Annotated in this window: 19 protein-coding genes; 11 read left to right on the top strand and 8 right to left on the bottom strand. The window is 68.9% G+C overall.

Features of this window, described 5'->3' with window-relative positions:
• Positions 1-1,023: a conjugal transfer protein gene (locus tag VH571_RS16225; RefSeq protein ID WP_423265453.1), complete on the bottom strand. Its 1,023-nt coding sequence runs from the start codon at positions 1,021-1,023 to the stop codon at positions 1-3.
• The gene (locus VH571_RS16230; protein ID WP_423265455.1) at positions 1,020-1,247 is read right to left on the bottom strand and encodes a hypothetical protein; all 228 of its coding nucleotides are present in this window, start codon (positions 1,245-1,247) and stop codon (positions 1,020-1,022) included. Before VH571_RS16230 ends, VH571_RS16225 begins: the two co-directional genes overlap by 4 nt.
• A gap of 265 nt (positions 1,248-1,512) precedes the next feature.
• On the opposite strand from VH571_RS16230, the gene VH571_RS16235 reads away from it, so the two are divergent.
• The 6 genes from VH571_RS16235 (at position 1,513) to VH571_RS16260 (ending at position 7,533) form a co-directional block, all read left to right on the top strand.
• Positions 1,513-2,244 (top strand): hypothetical protein, encoded by a 732-nt coding sequence (locus VH571_RS16235; RefSeq protein ID WP_423265456.1) that lies wholly within the window; start codon positions 1,513-1,515, stop codon positions 2,242-2,244.
• A 9-nt stretch (positions 2,245-2,253) separates the two neighbouring features.
• Positions 2,254-2,967, top strand: coding sequence for a hypothetical protein (locus VH571_RS16240; RefSeq protein ID WP_423265458.1), 714 nt, complete (start codon positions 2,254-2,256; stop codon positions 2,965-2,967).
• Between the two features lie 89 nt (positions 2,968-3,056).
• Positions 3,057-3,344, top strand: a complete 288-nt coding sequence (locus VH571_RS16245; RefSeq protein ID WP_423265459.1) for a hypothetical protein — start codon at positions 3,057-3,059, stop codon at positions 3,342-3,344.
• Positions 3,341-5,434, top strand: coding sequence for an FtsK/SpoIIIE domain-containing protein (locus VH571_RS16250; RefSeq protein ID WP_423265460.1), 2,094 nt, complete (start codon positions 3,341-3,343; stop codon positions 5,432-5,434). Before VH571_RS16245 ends, VH571_RS16250 begins: the two co-directional genes overlap by 4 nt.
• Positions 5,435-5,496: 62 nt before the next feature.
• Positions 5,497-5,733, top strand: a complete 237-nt coding sequence (locus VH571_RS16255; protein WP_423265461.1) for a hypothetical protein — start codon at positions 5,497-5,499, stop codon at positions 5,731-5,733.
• Between the two features lie 225 nt (positions 5,734-5,958).
• Positions 5,959-7,533, top strand: coding sequence for a hypothetical protein (locus tag VH571_RS16260; protein ID WP_423265462.1), 1,575 nt, complete (start codon positions 5,959-5,961; stop codon positions 7,531-7,533).
• Positions 7,534-8,089: 556 nt separating this feature from the next.
• Here the strand turns inward: VH571_RS16260 and VH571_RS16265 are convergent.
• The 4 genes from VH571_RS16265 to VH571_RS16280 are packed head-to-tail and all read right to left on the bottom strand — an operon-like array spanning position 8,090 to position 11,601.
• The gene (locus tag VH571_RS16265) at positions 8,090-8,857 is read right to left on the bottom strand and encodes a hypothetical protein (RefSeq protein ID WP_423265464.1); all 768 of its coding nucleotides are present in this window, start codon (positions 8,855-8,857) and stop codon (positions 8,090-8,092) included.
• Positions 8,854-10,509: a hypothetical protein gene (locus VH571_RS16270; RefSeq protein WP_423265465.1), complete on the bottom strand. Its 1,656-nt coding sequence runs from the start codon at positions 10,507-10,509 to the stop codon at positions 8,854-8,856. The genes VH571_RS16265 and VH571_RS16270 overlap by 4 nt, the downstream gene beginning before the upstream one ends.
• Positions 10,510-10,549: 40 nt before the next feature.
• A complete protein-coding gene (locus VH571_RS16275) occupies positions 10,550-10,942 on the bottom strand; it encodes a hypothetical protein (RefSeq protein WP_423265467.1) in 393 nt (130 codons plus the stop codon).
• Positions 10,939-11,601 carry a ParA family protein gene (locus tag VH571_RS16280; RefSeq protein ID WP_423265468.1) on the bottom strand — a complete coding sequence of 221 codons (663 nt, stop codon included), beginning with the start codon at positions 11,599-11,601 and terminating at the stop codon, positions 10,939-10,941. The genes VH571_RS16275 and VH571_RS16280 overlap by 4 nt, the downstream gene beginning before the upstream one ends.
• Positions 11,602-11,747: 146 nt before the next feature.
• Here VH571_RS16280 and VH571_RS16285 point away from each other — a divergent pair, with 146 nt between their 5' ends.
• The 4 genes from VH571_RS16285 to VH571_RS16300 all read left to right on the top strand — a co-directional run bounded on the left by VH571_RS16285 (position 11,748) and on the right by VH571_RS16300 (position 14,056).
• Positions 11,748-12,206, top strand: a complete 459-nt coding sequence (locus tag VH571_RS16285; protein ID WP_423265469.1) for an HD domain-containing protein — start codon at positions 11,748-11,750, stop codon at positions 12,204-12,206.
• A 2-nt stretch (positions 12,207-12,208) separates the two neighbouring features.
• Positions 12,209-13,048, top strand: coding sequence for a hypothetical protein (locus VH571_RS16290; RefSeq protein WP_423265470.1), 840 nt, complete (start codon positions 12,209-12,211; stop codon positions 13,046-13,048).
• On the top strand, positions 13,045-13,587 hold the full coding sequence (locus VH571_RS16295; protein ID WP_423265471.1) for a hypothetical protein: 543 nt from the start codon (positions 13,045-13,047) through the stop codon (positions 13,585-13,587). Before VH571_RS16290 ends, VH571_RS16295 begins: the two co-directional genes overlap by 4 nt.
• 64 nt (positions 13,588-13,651) lie before the next feature.
• Positions 13,652-14,056: a hypothetical protein gene (locus tag VH571_RS16300; RefSeq protein ID WP_423265472.1), complete on the top strand. Its 405-nt coding sequence runs from the start codon at positions 13,652-13,654 to the stop codon at positions 14,054-14,056.
• 13 nt (positions 14,057-14,069) lie between these two features.
• Here the strand turns inward: VH571_RS16300 and VH571_RS16305 are convergent, their stop codons facing one another.
• Entirely contained in the window at positions 14,070-14,726 is a 657-nt protein-coding gene (locus VH571_RS16305; RefSeq protein ID WP_423265474.1) for a hypothetical protein, read from the bottom strand.
• Positions 14,727-14,803: 77 nt separating this feature from the next.
• Between VH571_RS16305 and VH571_RS16310 the strand changes: the two genes are divergently transcribed.
• Positions 14,804-15,127, top strand: coding sequence for a hypothetical protein (locus tag VH571_RS16310; RefSeq protein WP_423265475.1), 324 nt, complete (start codon positions 14,804-14,806; stop codon positions 15,125-15,127).
• A gap of 37 nt (positions 15,128-15,164) precedes the next feature.
• Here the strand turns inward: VH571_RS16310 and VH571_RS16315 are convergent, their stop codons facing one another.
• The gene (locus VH571_RS16315; protein WP_423265476.1) at positions 15,165-16,970 is read right to left on the bottom strand and encodes a hypothetical protein; all 1,806 of its coding nucleotides are present in this window, start codon (positions 16,968-16,970) and stop codon (positions 15,165-15,167) included.
• Between the last annotated feature and the right edge of the window lie 345 nt (positions 16,971-17,315).

Below are 17,315 nucleotides of genomic sequence, written 5' to 3' on the forward strand. Positions count from 1 at the left end.
TCAGTTGCCTTTCTGGGGTGAGTCGCCGGTCGGCGACGGGGTCGGGGTGGTGGCGCTGGTGGCGGTCTGGTCGGACAGTGCCGGCGGGGTGCCAAGCGCTGCGACCTCCCACCGGTCCGCGCGGGCGCGGAGGTCGAGGGTGTACGTCGAGGTGGCCTGCTGGCCGACCGAGTTGGCGGCGACGACGGTGGCGTAGACCTTGACCGTCGCGCCGTCCTCGGGCTGCTCTGCAGGGGCGGTCTCGCCGTCGATCGAGGACACGGTCAGATCCGAGTACGGCGCCGGGGAGATCGCCGGGATTGACGTCGACGGGGCCGTGTACGGCTCGGTCGCTCCCTGGCCGGTGAGGTAGGCCGCGAGGAACGCGGTCACGGTCTTGCCCGCCGCGGAGCTCGAGGAGATCGAGTCGCCGTAGTTGAGGCGAGGGGAGTCCGTACCGGCGGCGGGGCCGGCGACCGGGGCGGGCAGCCCGACTGCGACGAGCTTGGAGCCGGCGGCGGAGACGACGACCTGGAAGTAGCGACGGGGCCACTGGTCGCCCTTGCCCTCTTCGACGGTGTCGTCTTTGACATCCGCGGCGACGACGACCTGGCTGAGCTGCGCGTTCTCGTCGTTGACGATCGAGGCCACCGCGACGTTGCGGTACTCGAATCCGGTCTTGGCGAGCTGCTGCACGTTGGTGTCGGTGTAGGTGCCCAGCGCCGCGCTGTCGTCCTGGGTCGCGCCGAGCCATGCGCCGACGTACCCGGCCGCGAACGATCCGGCCGACTGCTGCAGCGGCGACACCTGTTCGGTCTTCGCCTCCTGCGGAGCAGCCGAGCTGGAGCCGCCGCTGGTGGCAGCGAGGACGAGGCCGACGGGGCCGCAGACGAGTGCGCCGACGATGAGGAACGAGATCCCCTTCGAGCCGAGCCGTGAGCCGTTGGTCCAGGTGGCCGCCTGAGCGACAGGCTCGACGTCAGGAGCCGCGGCCGGCGTCGACGTCGGCTGCTCGGGAGCGTGCTTCTTGCCGGGCAGCTTCATGATGCGTCCCGACGACCGCGCACCGTGCGAGCGGCCTGCTCGTACTCCGGCGACTGCAGGTACTCCAGGGCGCGGGTCCTGGTCTCGGGGCTGAACGGCTTCTCGTGGAGCTCGAGCGCGACGTCCTGAGCCTGGTCGTATGCGGAGAGCACTCGTGCGTGCTCGCTGATCTCACCGAGTAGGCCTTCCGGCAGCTGCGGCGCTACATCTTCGTGCGTGGGCATCGCACGGTCCCTTCGTCATGGCGGGACTCGGAATAGCCCCTCACTCCTAAGGGGTGCCCTCCCCAGTGCCGACCGGGACAAAAAAGTCCGAGAGATTTTCCGGGCCTGAATCCCCCTGCGATCCGCGGGGTCATGCGGATTTGCCCAGGACCGCGGGCGGAGCGCTCCCCTGCCTCCGAGATCCCCGCAGCCGGTACCCCCGGCAGTACCCCCGCGCTGAGGACCGTCGTTTGAGACCGCAGTCCGTCTCACCTCGGGGGTTCTCATGGGCACCATCACCAACCGCGCTTTCTCGCTCGACAACAAGCTGCGCCGCGAGTGGGAGAACGAGTTCGCCGGCCGGGTGCACGTCTTCGGTGAGCACGGCGCCGTGCCGGTCCAGACGATGGTGGAGCGTGCCCGCGACCTGACCGGCGATGCTCGCGACGAGCTCCTGCACGACCTGCTCTGCCTCGCCCATCACGGCGACCGCGTCTCGGAGCGGGTGCTGCTGCAGCTGCTCATCCCCGCGGCTCGGAGCATGGCGCACCGGGTGCACGCTCTGGACGAGCTCACTCGGAACGACCGGGTCGACATCGCGATCGGTGCCGCGTGGGAGAGCATCCGCCACTACAAGCTGCACCTCCGCTCGCGCGTCATGGCGAACCTGACGATGGGCACCCTCAGCGTGATCGCACCGAAGCCGTCCGCGAACGATCGCCTCATCGCTGGACTGACCAACTGCGTCACCGACGAGATCCTCGAGCACGTCGCCGGCGCCTGGACCGAGCCGGAGCCCTCGCCCGAGTCCGAGCTCGCGAACCTGCTGACTTGGGCCGTCGACACCCGCGTCGTGACCAACGCCGAGGTCGCGCTGCTCGGCCGCGCCTACCTCGGCGAGGAGACTCACCAGACGATCGCCCGGGATCTCGGGATCAGCCCGGAGGGGGTCCGCAAGCGCCTCGCTCGAGTGCGGTCCCGGATCAGCGTCGCCGCCCGCACCTCCTACGCTGCCTGAGGCCGACCGATGCGCAAGATCCTCCTCGCCGTCCTCGCCGTCGCCGCGATCGTCGCCGCCGTCATCATCGGCGTCACCCACCGTCCCGCCGCGTCGGGACCGACGCCCGCAGCGTCCTCGACCACCTCGCCCGTCGACGAGACCACCACACCAGAGACGAACAGTGGGCGCGGTCTGCAGGAGCTGCTGAACACCCGCCTCAGCACCACCGGCGCCCAGCTGTCCGTCGGCCTGCCGGCGACGGTCACCATCGACACCTCGAGCGGTGAGACGGTCTACGCCCGCGTCACGATGGACGAGCTCACTCAGCTGCCGGAGGACCAGGCTCGTGCAGTGCTCGAGCAGCGCAGCTCCCTTGCCGGCTACAGCACCGTCTGGACCATGCCGGTGTCGCTGGTCGTTCTCGGTGTCGTCGACGAGGACGGCACCGGCACCTCCTCGATCGCGGACCTGTCGGCGGTCGACCTCTCCCGGTTCACGATCGCCACCCACCCAGGTTCCGACCCGCTGCCGGCGTCGAACACGATGACGTCGACGAGCTGCGCCGGCCTCGACCCGCACACCAGCACCACCGTCGATCACACGCTGACGTGGTGCATCCACGCGTTCTCGACTGGCCCCGAGGAGCAGCCCACGGGCGGTCAGTACGAGACCACCACGGGCACCTACCAGCTGCCGATCACGTGGGCGTCGACGCGGTACGCCGCGCCCGAGATCCCCTGACTCGAAACGGATTTGTCCCGGTCGACCCCGTCGACGTCACCCCTTAACCAGTGAGGGCCGCCCCTGGCCTCGCGACGAAGGGAGACGCTGTGCAGAACAGCAACGACGACATCTGGACCTGGTTTGCCGGCATCCTCGCTGTAGTCCTGATCGGGCCGGCCCTGCTGGCCTCGGCGGTACCCACCGCTCAGACGTGGCTCGTCAAGGCCCACGTGCTCGCCACCGAGGGGGTACTCATCCCCGTCGGTACCGGCGCGGGCCTTGATCTGCCGCGGATCGCGGTCGTCGCCGGTGCCTTCGTGCTGGTCATCCTGATCGTGGTGCTCGTCATCCGCTCGCGGGTGCGCGCAGCGCAGGAGAAGCGGAGCCGGGCATGACCCGCGTCGCCAACGGCAGCCCGCTCCCCCGCACCGGCGGATGGTTCGTCCCGGTCATCGCCGTCTTCGCTGCGGCCGTCATCGCCGGAGGCATCGCCGCGGCCCTCGACCGTCCCGGCGCCGCGATCCTGGTCGGAGTCCTCGCGATCGTCCTGATCGCCGCGACGATCGCGCTCCGGCTGCGCGCCGGCCGACGCACGGCGATGGCCGACCTGTTCGTCATCGCTGTCACCCCCGTCCTCGGCTGGCCCGAACCGGACCGCTCTCGGGTGCTCGTGCGCGCATGGCGCGGCGGCTGGATCGGGACCCCCCGGAAGATCCGACTGAGCTACAACACGGTCGCATCCGTCGAGGGGAACGCCCTCGAGCTGGTCAGCGAGCTCCGACGTCGCGCCGCTGCCCGGTTCGGGATCGTCTACCGGGTCGTGAAGCACAACGAGCGACGCGGCCTGGTCTGGCTCGCGGAGCACGACAACGCCACCGAGCGGGACGCCGACGAGAAGACCGAGCGGGTGCGCACCCACATGGCGAAGATCTTCGGCGACGCCCAGGTGTCCACGAAGACCGACGACGCCGGCGACCCGCGCGAGATCACCGTCAAGTTCGAGGTCTCCCCCCGTCTCACCCGAGAGGGCGTCCGGACCCACATCGAGACCGCCACCAGCGCCGTGCTCTCGGGCCGGTGGCGTGCGTTCTGGGATCTGCAGAAGGACTTCGTCCGGTTCGAGCTGCGCCCCAAGCTGGAGTCGCTGATCGCCAACCCCGCGGTGGCGCCGGAGGTCGTCGACCCGAAGGGGACGTACGACTCGATGGCGGTCCCGGTCGGCGTCGACGAAGACGGCGAAGTGATCGTCTGGAAGCCGAAGGACCAGGCCCACGGCCTCGTCACCGGCGAGACCGGCAAGGGCAAGACCGTCGTGATCCTCGGGATCACGATGTACCTCGCCGCGCAGGGCTGGCACATCTGGGGCATCGACGGCAAGCGCATCGAGCTGCTCGGCCTGCGGGAGTACCCCAACGTGGAGCTCATCGCCGGCCGGATCGATCACCAGGCCCGAGTGACCCGCGCGGTCTACGACCTCATGCAGGAACGCATGGAGGCGTACGAGAGCCGTCAGGTGCGGTTGAACGACTTCGAGCCGGTCCTGTTCGTCGTGGACGAGTTCAAGACGTTCCGGAACGCCCTGCTCGCCTGGTACCGCACCGTGAAGCCCAAGGGCGCCTCGACGACGCCGGTGACCCTCACCGAGTTCTCCGACATCGTCAGCCTCGGCCGGAAGCTCCGCATCCACCTCCTCCTGGGCCTGCAGCGCCCCGACGCGGAGTTCCTGACCGGTGACATGCGCGACAACTTCGGGTTCCGCGTCAGCCTCGGAAAGCTCTCCCCCGAGGGCGCGAAGATGATGTGGCAGTCGTTCGTCACCGGCACCACCGTCCCGGTCAACGGCAAGGGCCGCGGGATGGCCCGCAACAAGCAGGGCACCCCCGTCGAGCTGCAGACGTACTGGACGCCGGACCCGGAACAGACCGACCCCAACGAGCCCTCCGAGTGGGCGTTCCCCACCGACCTCGAGCTGGTGCAGAGCCTGCGGCCGAAGGTCGACCTCTGGGAGACCAAGCGGATCATCGACCCCGACGACTTCCCCGACCTCGACGACGAGAAGGCCACCAACACCGGTCCGGACTTCAACGACTACATGGCCGCCCGGATCACCAAAGCAACTGTCGCCGACGCGATGCCGGTCCGGAAGATGGCGGGCGTATTCGAGACCCCCGCGGCGAAGAAGATCGAGCAGATCCAGATCGAGGCGGAAGAGCCCGACGAGCAGCTGCAGCCGTTCGAGGGCTACGCGGCCCCCACCACGACCAGCGTCGAAGAGCTCCTGGACGGCAACGGGTACCTCCAGTCCGAAGGCGCCCTCGTCGAGCTCGAGGACGGCATGTGGGGGGTCCTGGAGTTCGCCGGCTACGACGACGCCGAGGAGGGCTACGTCGAGCTGTCCTACCGCGACTACGAGTCCGGCGAGCCCGGCACGATCTCGCTCCCCGTCGATGAGCGCGTCGACACCCGCCTCCCGGAGCAGCACTGACACATGCGACACGCCAGAACAACAACCACCAATAGCCATGTGCACAGAGCTATGTTGTGGGCATGGCTCCGTACCGCCGACCTCGCGGCACCCTCAACGACCCCGTCCCGATGGGCTATGTCGTCGAGCGTGCAGCCAAGGATCGGTTCGACGCCATCGCAGACCGTCTCGAGATCTCGAGCGCGGTCTTCTTCGAGCGCGTCGTCGAGCACCTCGAGCTCGACGAGCGTGGCGTCCCGGTGTGGTGGACCTACCCGGTGCCGTCGACCGATGGGGAGCTGCCTATCGACGAGGCCTAAACCAAAAGGCCCCCCGCCGAAGCGAGGGGCCCACGTATTTGGCTCTGAACCTGCCGAGTTTGCCGACCTACAGGTTCTGAGTTCGTTCCTTCGAATTTCCGGTTATCAGCCGGGCCTTCGTCGTACCCACCGGAGGGGACCGGAAGAGGTGATCTCATCGTAAGCCCTAGATCTACGGTTAGCCACGCCACGCCGCCGAAAGTTCGGAAGTCTGTAAGTTCGCAAGTGCCGGGGTCCGACAGTTCGGTACCCCCCGCATCGGCAGAACAGCGCGGCTCGGCTCCGGCCATCGCTCAGGGCGCACCGAACCCCGGCACGCCCTGGAGGGTCGCCTGGCGTGTACTCGAGGACTCTCGTGGCCGCCGGCGGGTGGCGCTCAAGGCGCCGACGTCGTGGGGTACTGACTGGTCCGACAGCGCCCGCGTGGGCCGGCGCTCGTCGACGCTCCCGGCGCCCGAGGGTGCGTACGCGGCGCTGCCGGCGTGGTCTTCCCGTCAGCAGTACCTCGCCGCGGTCGCGGCTGCGTGCAACTCGACGGAGGGCCGGGAGCTGCGGAAGGCGTGGACGCGCAAGTGGGTCGCCGACGAGCCGTTCTGGGCCATTGTGCGATCGCTGGCGTCGTTCGCCGACCACGCGACCGGACGAGGGGTGACCGCGTCGCATCAGACGATCGCGACGAGGGCGGGCCTGCTCGACGACGTCGACGAGCTCGACAGCTCCTCCGATCAGGGACGACGTCGTGTGCAGGCCGCGGTGAAGCGAGTGCAGCAGGTCACCGCAATCCTCACCGAGCTGGGCCTGTACTCGACCATCCGGATCGGGCGCCCGTTGTCGCGTCGGGAGCAGGCGATGTTCCGCGCCCGGGGGCTCTACCAGAAGGCCGTGGGCAACGAGGCGGCGTTGATCATCCCCGGGCATCGGGCGGCTGCGGCAGCGGGTCAGCCGGTTCCGTCGAAGGGGCGCACCTTCCACCTACATCGCTCCATCTCTAGTAAGAGCACTTCTCCCGTTACAGAGATACCTAGCAAGCCGCGTTCGCGGCGGACGGACGCTTCGCGCCCGGGGCAGGGGAGATCTCGCGGTGAGGTGAAAAGCACACGGGCGCGGATGCGGCCGCTCAGCGATCGCTCGCCGGCGTTCCGTCGCCTGGTGGCGGAGCTGGACCAGGCCGTGATCGGCAGGGACGGTGCTGTGGTGGGCCGGTTCACGCAGGGACGGTCGGTCCTGGGGCTGGTTCGCATCCTCGACGACTTCGGCATCGACGCCTCGTACACCGCGGACGAGCTGCTCGAGCGGGTGCTGCGCTGGGAGCCGCACTTCCGGTTCCGGGACGGGCTCGGCTGGCTCCGCCACCGACTGGCCCGCGCGTTCCGCCGGCCGACCACCCCAGCGCAGGTACCCCCCACTCCCCCGGAGTTCCGCGGCCATTGCGACCTCGAACAGCTCTGGGCCACCGACGAACCGTTCCGCGACGGTTGGGTCCGCCTGCAGGCCCTCAAGGCCGCCGAGAGCACCCCAGAGCCTTCCGGTACCCCCTCGATCGCCGAACCTGCGCAGACCGTCACCAGCAGCCGCGACGTCGCTCCTGGTGCCGCTGCGCCGCACGCCCGGTCGCTCACCGGCACCAGGTCGGTGCCGCAGTGGCAGCAGGAGCTCGACGAGGCGCGAACTCGGATGGAAGCCGAGGGCGAGGACGCCTGGGCCGCCGGCCTTGCAGCGGTGCGCGCCGCGGGATCTCCCCCGAAGTCGCTGCGACACCGCGAACCGTACGTGCCGGCGCGCGCCCTCAGCCGCAGCTGATCAGCGCCCGACCCGGCGCCGACGCCCCGATCGGCCGCGGCCCGGTCGGGCGATCGCCGGTAGTTCGGCAGTGCCGAGGTTCGGGACTCGCAGAGTCCGGCAGCACGGAAGTGCCGGGGTCCGGAAGTGCCGAGCCCTGGAAGTGCGTGAGTCCGGGACGACCGGAGTGCCGAGGTCTGGGACTCCGGGAGAGCGGAAGTGCCGGGGTCCGGGAGTCTGTAAGTTCCGGAGGTACTGAGTTGAACTCGGGGAGAAGATGGCCGGTCCTTAGCCCTGGCGGGCACGTTCCGGCCATTTTATCCACGGGGAAAAGTCAAAGTAGAGCCCGATCGCGAGATTCGTTGGCGGGATCTCCGCGGTGGCGCAGCGCCCCGCCGAGAGCCGGCCACGTGCACTCGGTGGGTCTGGTGCGGACGACGACGGCCGGCAGTAGCGTGGGTGCATAGCTGCTCCCCCCAGTAGCTTCCGGGTCGTCCCCCCACGACTCGGAGAACACGAACGGTCCGTGACGCGATCCCCCCATCGCCTCACGGACCGTTCGCTGTGTCGGCCGAGCTCAGTAGTTCGGGCGCCACCCGGACTGTGTGCGGCGCGGACGGCCGCGGGTGCGCTGCCGGTCGTACTCCTGCGTCTTCGCCTTGCCGTAGACGGTCATCGTCACGCCGGTGATCGGTTGATCGGCGACGTCGAGGTTCGTGTACCGTTCGCCGTTCTCGTCGCGGAACCATCCCAGGGCGCCGCCGCCGTGGTCGTTGATGCGCTTGAGCATCGTCGAGGCGTTGTACTCCTTGACCTCCATCACTCGACCGTTGGCGTAGGTGATGCGGGCCTTGATCATCTGCTGGGTGTCGCGGGCCTGCCCTCGAGCAGCGGAGCGGACCCGGTGCAGGATCTCGGAGTTCGCCTGCTCGCGACCCTTGGCGGTCTTGCCCTTCGGAATCTGCAGCTCGTGCTGCCGGCCACCGCCACCGAGGTACGTCGTCGTTCGCAGCCGGCCACCCTGCCGGTTCGGCGTGTACCGGCCGCCGGTGTCCTGCGGGACGACCGTCGGCTCGGCGGCGCCGGCCTTGCTGCGCACCCGGACCAGGTCACCGGATCTCGATCGACGTCGCGGCGGCACGGTCGTGGTCTGCCCGGTGCGAGCGAGCTCGAGCAGCGACGCCCGGTAGACGGCGCCGCTGGTCTCCCCGTTGAGGACCTTCCGGATCATGCGAGGAGAGCGCTGCAGCTCCCCCGCGATCTCCGAGACGCTGAGCCCTCGGCCGCGGAGCTCCTGCAGCAGCTGCTGCGCGGAGCCGCCCTCACGCGACGTGGCGTCGCTCACGAGCTGACGCTCACCGGGGCGACGTCCGAGTCGGCCATCGCCGCCATGCTCTCCCACGCGCTGGCCGGGCCGGCCTTGTCGGCGCGCTTGCGCAGCGCGTCGCGGGACTGCAGCGAGTCCGGCGTCATGAACGACCCCGTCAGAGCACTCACGAGCCGCAGGCGCCCCGTCTTGCCGTCGTCGCCGCCACCGTGCTCGGTGGGCAGCGCCCACGACGGCACCTCGGTCGTGTAGATCGCGTCACCGTTGATGCCGATGAGGGTGTTCCCCGGAACGGCGAGAGCGCCGGCGGTGCTTTTCCCCAGAGCCGAGGAGCTCGAGAGCACCGCAGCGCGTCCACGGCCCCAGATCTGCACTGCGAACTCCGGGTGATAGAACATCCGCGTCCGTTCGGTCACCGTGCTGGGGATCTGGTAGACGAACACCTTCCCCTGGCGCACCATCGTCGACTGGTACTCAGCCGGCACGTCGAACGCGCTCTCGGCGACGCGGGTCTGCGCGCGGCCGGCGGAGGCGAAGTTACCGACGGTGTAGAGCAGGATCGCTCGGAGCGCCCCCGCCAGGGCCGACCGGAGCATCGGCGGCATGTCCGGGTTCTCCTGCACGCGATCGCGAGCCCGCTTCATCCGCTCGAAGAACGTGTCCAGGGGCTTGGCCTTGGTGAACTTCACCGCCTCGAGGGGCTCCACAAGCCAGCCGGCGTTCCGGGCTACGAACACCTCGGAGGAATCCGCCCACGTCTCCCCCACCGCGCCAGGGCGGTTCGGGTAGTACCAGCCGTCCTCGACGCGCTGATGCCGCACACCGAGCAGGCCCACGTGGTTCCAGTTCTCCGGGACCTTGAACCGCACGAAGTACCGGGCGCGAGCGTAGGGCTCCTCCTCAAGCAGCGCGTACGCGCCGGCGCGGTTCAGGCGCAGGCCCGGGCCGATGCCGAGCTCGCGGCCGAGGGAGGCGTACATGAACCGGCCGTCGGTGTGGGCGAACGTCTGGATCTTCTTGACCTGGGCCGGGTCGATCAGGGCCACGCAGTCGTCGTGCTCGGAGAAGTTCGGTCCAGCGACCAGGTGCTCGAGGTGGTGCTGCCCCGAGGTGCCGTGCAGCTCGGCCGCCATGTCCGCCGACACGGGGATTGGGTTGACGTTCCGAGGAAGGGACCAGGCCCACAGGTTCGTGCCGGTCGCGGCCGGTGAGAGCATCAGCCGGGCACGCTCGTCGACGCCGGCGATGATCTCCCCGAGTGTCTCCCACGCCAGGCGGGCCTGTGCCGGCGTCAGCGGCACCTCGCCGAACCACTCCTCCGCTGTGCGCACCTCGATCTTCTGACCGGTGATGGCGTGGTGGAACCGGCCGGTGGGCGGTCCCCCGGCGACCCAGTGGGTGCCCGGCACCCAGTTCGGCGTCTGCACGAAGAGCCAGTGCCGCACACCAGGGGCGGGCTCGGGGCGCTTGCCGGTCAGCATGATCCGCTCGGCGCCGTAGGTGGCAGCGGTGTCGAGTAGGTCGGTGAGGTTCGGGTTCTTGCGGCCGGTGCCGACCTTCGGGCGGACGGAGGTGCCCTCGCGGGTCACGCCTTGCCCGGTCGTCTGGTCAAGCCAGATCGTCGGGACTTCCTTCGGTGTCCAGCCGCGGGGACGGAAGCTGTCATCCATCGCGATTCCTTCCGAGTGCTGCACCTACGGACTCCCGTAGTTACAGACTTACAGAGTCAGTGAGTTGCAGGCCGAGCGAGGAGCGGAGCTCGTCCTCGTTGGAGCCCTGCAGGTCGTCGACGCGGGTCATGAGCAGATCGACCGCGACCCGGATCAGGGTGTTGTCGGTGATGCGCTCACCAGGAGCGGTCCGGAGGCGCTGCAGCCGGCGGGCGTGCCGGGAGAGCTCGTCGAGCTGGTCCTCCCGGAACCGGGCCTCCTTGCGGAGGAAGTCCTCGAACCGAGGCGACACCGCCGGCGCCGGCTCCTCGGCGGCAGGGGCGGCAGGCGCGGCCTGCTCGTCAGCGACGGCCGCAGTCTCGGCAGGCGCCTCGGTGACCTCGGGGTCGGCGGGTGCGTCCAGGAGTGACGTGAGCTTCTTGCGGGCCATCATCGGCCTCCCTTGTTGGTCGAGGCGTTGGCCCAGAGCGAAACCATCTCCATCGCGACGCGGCGGAAGTCCTCGGCCGCCTTGAGGTCGGATCGGGAGGACTTGTACTGCGTGACGACGAGGCCGTCGATCGGCGCCCGGGTGTGGATCTTGTACGAACGGATCGGCGTCTGGAAGCGCTTGAGCCCGGCGTTGTCGATGAGCTCGGCAGCCTCGTCGGCGTCCTGAGGGGTGCGCGGGTCGTACTTGTTGATCAGCACCCGGTAGTCCACGCCGCGCGGCTCGATGAGGCGCTTGACGGTGCGAAGCAGCGGGGGCACGGCAAGAGGGGCCGGCTCGGTGGGCAGGATCAGGAAGTCCGCCTCGTCGAGCACCGGGTTCAGGATGTGCTCGTTCTCGAGGGAGCCCGGGGTGTCGACGAAGACGACGTCGTAGGGGAGCTCGCGGAGGCGGGAGAGGTTCTTCGGGTCCAGGTCCGACGTGGTGTCGAAGGGGAGGTTGTCCCCGGCCTGGTCGCTCCAGAACGTGACCGATCCCTGAGGGTCGATGTCGACGACGAGCACCTTGGAGGTTTCGGCGCAGACGGCCGCCATCCCCATCGTGACCGTCGACTTCCCGACGCCCCCCTTTTGGTTGACCACCCCAATGATTCGTGGCGACATGCGTTGTCCCTTCCCAATTCGATCTGACATTGACGAATGTATCACACCCGGACTCCGGAAGCAACAGAGTTACAGAACTCGTTAGTAACAAAGTCACGGACTCCGTAAGTCTGTAAGTCATGTGAGGAACGTGCTACTTTGGACGCATGAGCACAGATCAGCTGGAGCGCGTGGCGCTGGCGATCGCCGAGAAGGCGCACGCCGGCCAGGTCGACAAGACCGGGCACGCCTACATCAGCCATCCCATCCGGGTGGCGGAGCGCGTCCGCCAACACGACCCCGCCGCAGCGCCGGGCGTCATCGCCGCGGCTCTACTGCACGACGTCCTCGAGGACACCGATCTCACCCGAGACGACCTCATCAGCGCCGGCATCCCGATCGACGTCGTCGACGTCGTCGACGCGGTCACCAAGCGCGTGGGGGAGCCCCCGGAGGAGTACTTCGCCCGTGTCCGATCGGACTCCCGCGCGGTGGCCGTGAAGCGGGCAGACATCGAGGACAACACCGACCCCGAGCGCACTGCCCAGCTCGACGAAGCCACTCGACGTCGGCTCGCGAGCAAGTACGCCCGCTCGAGGCAGCTGCTCGACGGCACGCTGGCCTGACCGTGTGCCAGTCGTGCGCCGAGGGAGGGCGGAGGTGCCGAGACCGTCGGCGGCTCCAGCAGCTCACCAACGGCGACCTCGCGCCCGAGCAGCACGACGGACTCCCCGAGGTCGACTGGGCGGCGAACGGCCCGCAGGACGGCGCTGAGGCCGTCTGGCGGGACTACGAGCCCGCGATCGCCACCGAGACCATCGCCGTGCTCGCCGAGACCCGGGCCGTCGAAGGCCGCACCACGGGCGACGTCGTTGCAGCGATCCCCGCCGGCGCCCACCCGCATGGCCTGGAGTTCCGGATGAAGAGCCCCGCATCCCTGGCCCGGAAGCTCCGCCAGCGCGCCACAGTCAGCGGCGCCGCCCGCGACGCCGGCGGACTACAGGCCACCTCCGACAAGCTCACCGACCTGCTGCGCTACACGGCCGTCACAGAACGCCACGACGACCTCCCGGGCACCGTCAGAACCACCATCAGCGGCCTGCAGCAGCGCGGCTACACCGTCGTCTCGGCCGAGCACTCCTACGTCGACGGGAACGCCTACAAGGGCATCCACGTCCTCGTGCAGCACGGTGACGAGCGGCCCGTGGAGGTCCAGTTCCACTCCGAGCTCAGCCAGGGCGTCAAGGACGAGAACCACGTGGACTACGAGCTCGAGCGCGACCGTCGCACCACTCCGTACGAGGAACGCGCCGCCGCTCACCAGCGGATGACGATCCGCTCGAGGAGCATCCCAACACCCGCCGGCCTCGACGAGCTCACGGAGATCGGCGGCCTTCCGCTGCTCGAGAAGATCTACCCGAATCCCTACTCTGTGGCGCACAATGAGACCGAGGAGACAAGCCGATGACCCAGTTCTACGAGGTGCGTGACAGCGACCAGAAGCTGGTGTGGATCGCAGCCCATGAGACCGGCGGCGAGCACCGGATCTTCGTCTACCTGCCCAACACGGGCAGCTGGCACCGCAGCACCGCCGTCGAGGATGACTTCTACGACCCGAACCAGTCCGCCGGCTACACCGCGATCCCGCCCGAGCGCGCCGCAGCTCAGCTGCCGGGCCTGGCCAAGGTCAGCACGAAGACCGCCGGCTGGCTCCTCGAGGACCTCCGCTCAAGCGACACCCTCACCAGCCACGATCTCGGCCTGCCGGCGGCGACCACCGCCCGTCCGACCAGCGAGCGTCAGGTCATCGAGATCCTCGTGAACAACCGCGGTGACCACTGGGTCCGGATCTACAGTGGCCGAACCAACGGCGCCGCCCGCGCATTCGCCAGCGAGATCCGCCGTGGCAAGAAGATCCGCCTCAACAAGATTGGCCGTTTCGAGGCCCGCGTCGTCGAAGACACTGTCGTGGAAGCCCGCCGCATCACCGAGAAGGCCACCGCGTAACCTGCGGATGTATGCCTCACAGCGTTCCGACACCACGGTCGGAGCACGAACCGAAGGAGCTGCCGTGCCGGACCGCGACGAAGACGAAGACTCGAAGCTCTACAGACTGGCGGGCTCCTCCTCCGCAGCGCAGGAGAACCTAGAGCGCCATATCGACGACCGTTACGAGGCAGAGAAGGAGGCGCAGCGCGAATCAGCGCTGCGCAGCGTTGGCGCCGTCAAGTTGTTGCAGTTCCCCAGCCTGGGCGGCCAGCTCGAGGTCGCGGTCAAGCTCGGCGTCCCGGACGGGAACAGCGGACAGACCAGCATCCGCATCGACGCCACGAACGCCGGCAACATCTGGTTCAACGACGAGGACAAAACTCCGGACTCTCCTCGGGCAGTCACCCTGCAGCTGGCTGGCGAGACAGAGCATCACGTGGTCGCGCAGGCGCTCCGCGAACTTGCAGACCTCCTCGACAAGGCCTAACTGACCTTCGACTTCACCGCCGCCAGAACCGCCACCACGGCGCCCTGGGCGCTGCGGTGCGCTGCTGCAGATCGACCGTGACTCCCATCAGCAGTGATCCGTCGTCCCCACGGGTCTCGGTCATCTGCGTCGACGCCACTCCCTGGCGATCGGCCGCGACCTGCAACGCCCGCATGCTCATCCTGGCGTTGAGCTCGCCGACCCGGTTCGCGAAGAGGCCCACCGCCTGCAGCAGCTCGCCGGCGGCAGCCTTCAGGGCGTCGGCGGAGGCGCTGACCGCACGAGTGATGTCTGGGTCGACCAGGTGGTAGTCGGTCGCCAGGCGCGCGCGGAGCTCGTGCCGCTCCGAGACGATCACTTCGACGTCGTCGAGGAGCTGCTGCCGATCGTCGACGGCGGCGACTGTGGTGATCAGGTGGTCACGCTCGGCCTCGGCACCCTCTGGAAGCGCCGGCTGCGACAGGGACCTCCACACGTCGACGACGTCGAAGGCGCGGAGGAGGACGCGCAGCTGCGCTTCACCGTTCTCGAGGAACCACGGGCCGAAGGTGAATCCGGTGATACCGCCCTCGCCCAGGCGCTGGATCTCGTCGGTCTGATCGCTCCACCGTTGCTGTGCCTCGAGCAGGCTGTTGATGGCGTCTCGTTCTGCGTTCTGATCGGTCCCCATGCCACAACGCTACGGCGGCGCCGCGGGGGAGGCCACCGGTGCCCGGCGGGCGCGTCGGGAGGTGCGAGGCTTGAGGGGTGGCCCGCTACCTGCTCGTCTGGGAGGACACTCGCACGGCGCGCATCCGACGCGAGGAGTCCGACTCGAGCGCACCCTTGGCGTGGTTCCGGGTGACCTGGACGGCAGCAGAGGGCAACGCCATGTACGAGCACGCGATCGATCGGGTCGACGTGTACGCCCACGCGCCCACCGTCAGCGGCCGCACCTGGCTGCGCGAGCGGGCCGACATCCGCGAGGCGATCGACTTCTGCGACGAGCTCGCCGACGGGGGTCTCGCGGAGGGTGAACCAGACCTCGATTGGAGCCAGCACAGCGTCGAAGTGAGCCGTTCCGACTCCTGATGCGGCCGCGCGTCTCAGACGCTGGCGCCGCTCGAGATCACGCGCCGAGTGCGAGCAGCCCTCGAGGGATGACAAGGGGTTCGTCCTGGGCAGCGCCATGCACGGCCGCGCGCACGAGCTCCGCTGTCGCGTCCGGGACTGGCCGGCCGCCGGCTCGCTCGAGGAAGGCGATGATCGAGGTCTGGAGGTTGCCCGGGCCATGACCCGAGTAGCCGTGGGTGAACCCACCGGAGAAGGGGCGTCCGAACGGCATCACCGTCGGGCCAGCAGAGGTATCGAGGAACACAGGGCGCATCTGCGAGTCGGGCTCCACGACGATGCTGGCGAAGCTGCGCACGATGCCGGCAGCCTCCGCACCCTCTGGGAGCACCGGCACTGCCACGCAGTAGTACGTCCTGTCCTTTGCTCGCAGCCGGCCGACGTGGACCCCCGCGACGTCGCGGAACAGCTCGACGCGCAAGCCGCGGAGCTGCTCCGCGTCGACGGAGATCTCCGCCTGGCGAAGCAGCTCCGCGCTGATCGCCCGGAACGCAGCGTCATCGGCCCGCACCGGGGTGGTCAAGCTGTTCTCGAACGCGATGCTGACGGGGTGGAAAGCCTGGTCGGACCAGCTTCTGAACGAGAACGGCGCGACGCCTCGCGGGGAGAGATCAGCCGTCCCGGTGTAGTCGCCAGCGCGATACGCGGCGGTCTGGGTCTGTCGGAAGAGGGCATCGAGTCCGAGCTCGAGCGCGCTGACCACACGCGGAGCCGGCTGCTTGCCGTGCACCCCGTACAGGTCGAAGAGGAGGCGCTGCGTGTCGTTGGCGATCTTCGTGAACGCACTCGGCGTCAGGGGGACCGTCATCGGCCGGTCGCGGAGCCCTGCAGCGCTCGCACGGCTGGCGAAGTCGGGGAGCTGCAGCACCAGTTGCTGAGCGACGGCGGCGGGATCATCGTCCCAATCGGCGAGACCAGCGGCCATGTTCGGGGTGAGCTCCGACGGGGCAGCGCCGCTGTCCTCCCACCTGACGCCCTCGAGGACCGCTGAGACCATCGCGGCCCGGGTGGCCTCCGGCACGGGTTCGAGTGCGTCGATCATCATGGCGGCCACTACAGCGCGATCGTTCGCGCCGTAGTCGCGCACGATGACGACCGGCTGTCGGCCGTTCGCCTGCCATCGCTCGAGCACGGAGGGCGTCAGCTGATCGGGCAAGAATGCTGGGACGGGGCGCCCGAGACGGTCGCGAAGCACGGCCGCGGTGACTGTGCCGGCATCGACCAGCGGCAGCTGCTCGTGCGAGCCCACCTCGAGCCAGTGGGGTGCTACTCGCTGCTGCTCGACAGCGGTGGGGTCATCGGTGACGACGATGTCCCAGAACGACGCAGAGCCATACCGCTCGGTCACGAGCACGAAGGCCGCCTGGGTAACGTCGCCATCGAACCAGAGGTCGGCGCTACGTCGGACAGCGAGGCGGATCTCTTCGTCGTCAGTTCTGACGCTGCGCGCGGTGCCACTCGGCGCGGCGCCGGCGAACACAGGTTCAGGCTCGAACGCGAGCGGCTGCAGGAAGACCACCGACGCCTCGGGATGCTGGAGTCGCATGGCGAAGATCGTGCAGTCGTCGCTCGAGCGCAGGCGCAGCACGGTGTCGTCCACCAGCTCGGCGGGCACAGTCGAGGGGGAGAGGCCGAAGACCGACTGTGAGACCCGCCGGCCGAGCCGGCGCCCTACGAAGGCTTCGGCGTAGGTCTCAGGCCAGCCCTCGACGTCGCCATCAGCATCGCGCTCCGGTGAGACGAGGACGCCCGAGGCCTGCATCTGGTGCACCCGCTGCGGGGTCACGCCCAGCTTCCGAGCCATCTTCTTCCGTGTCCAAAACGCCGCCATTACAGTCTCCAAAGAGTCAAGGTTTCACAAACCAAACCACACTACTTACAAAACGTCAAGGGCACGAGGTGGGCAGGGACCGGGCAGCCCGGCCCTCGTCCTGACCTACCTCCCTCCGCTCATCCTCGAGCCTCGCTGTCGCCGTCCCGCCCCGCCTGTCTGTGAGTGTCGGAGTGCGGGAGTCTGTGAGTTGCGGAGTCCGGTAGTGCCGGAGTCTGTAAGTCTGTAAGTTCCACTAAACGGGGACGAGTAGGGGGTTGGTGGAGGTGGTTGGGTGGTGCCTCGGTGGCACTTGCCGCCGCCCCGCCGGCGACTCGC

The organism is Frondihabitans sp. 4ASC-45 (assembly GCF_049472575.1).
Taxonomy (GTDB): Bacteria; Actinomycetota; Actinomycetes; order Actinomycetales; family Microbacteriaceae; genus Frondihabitans.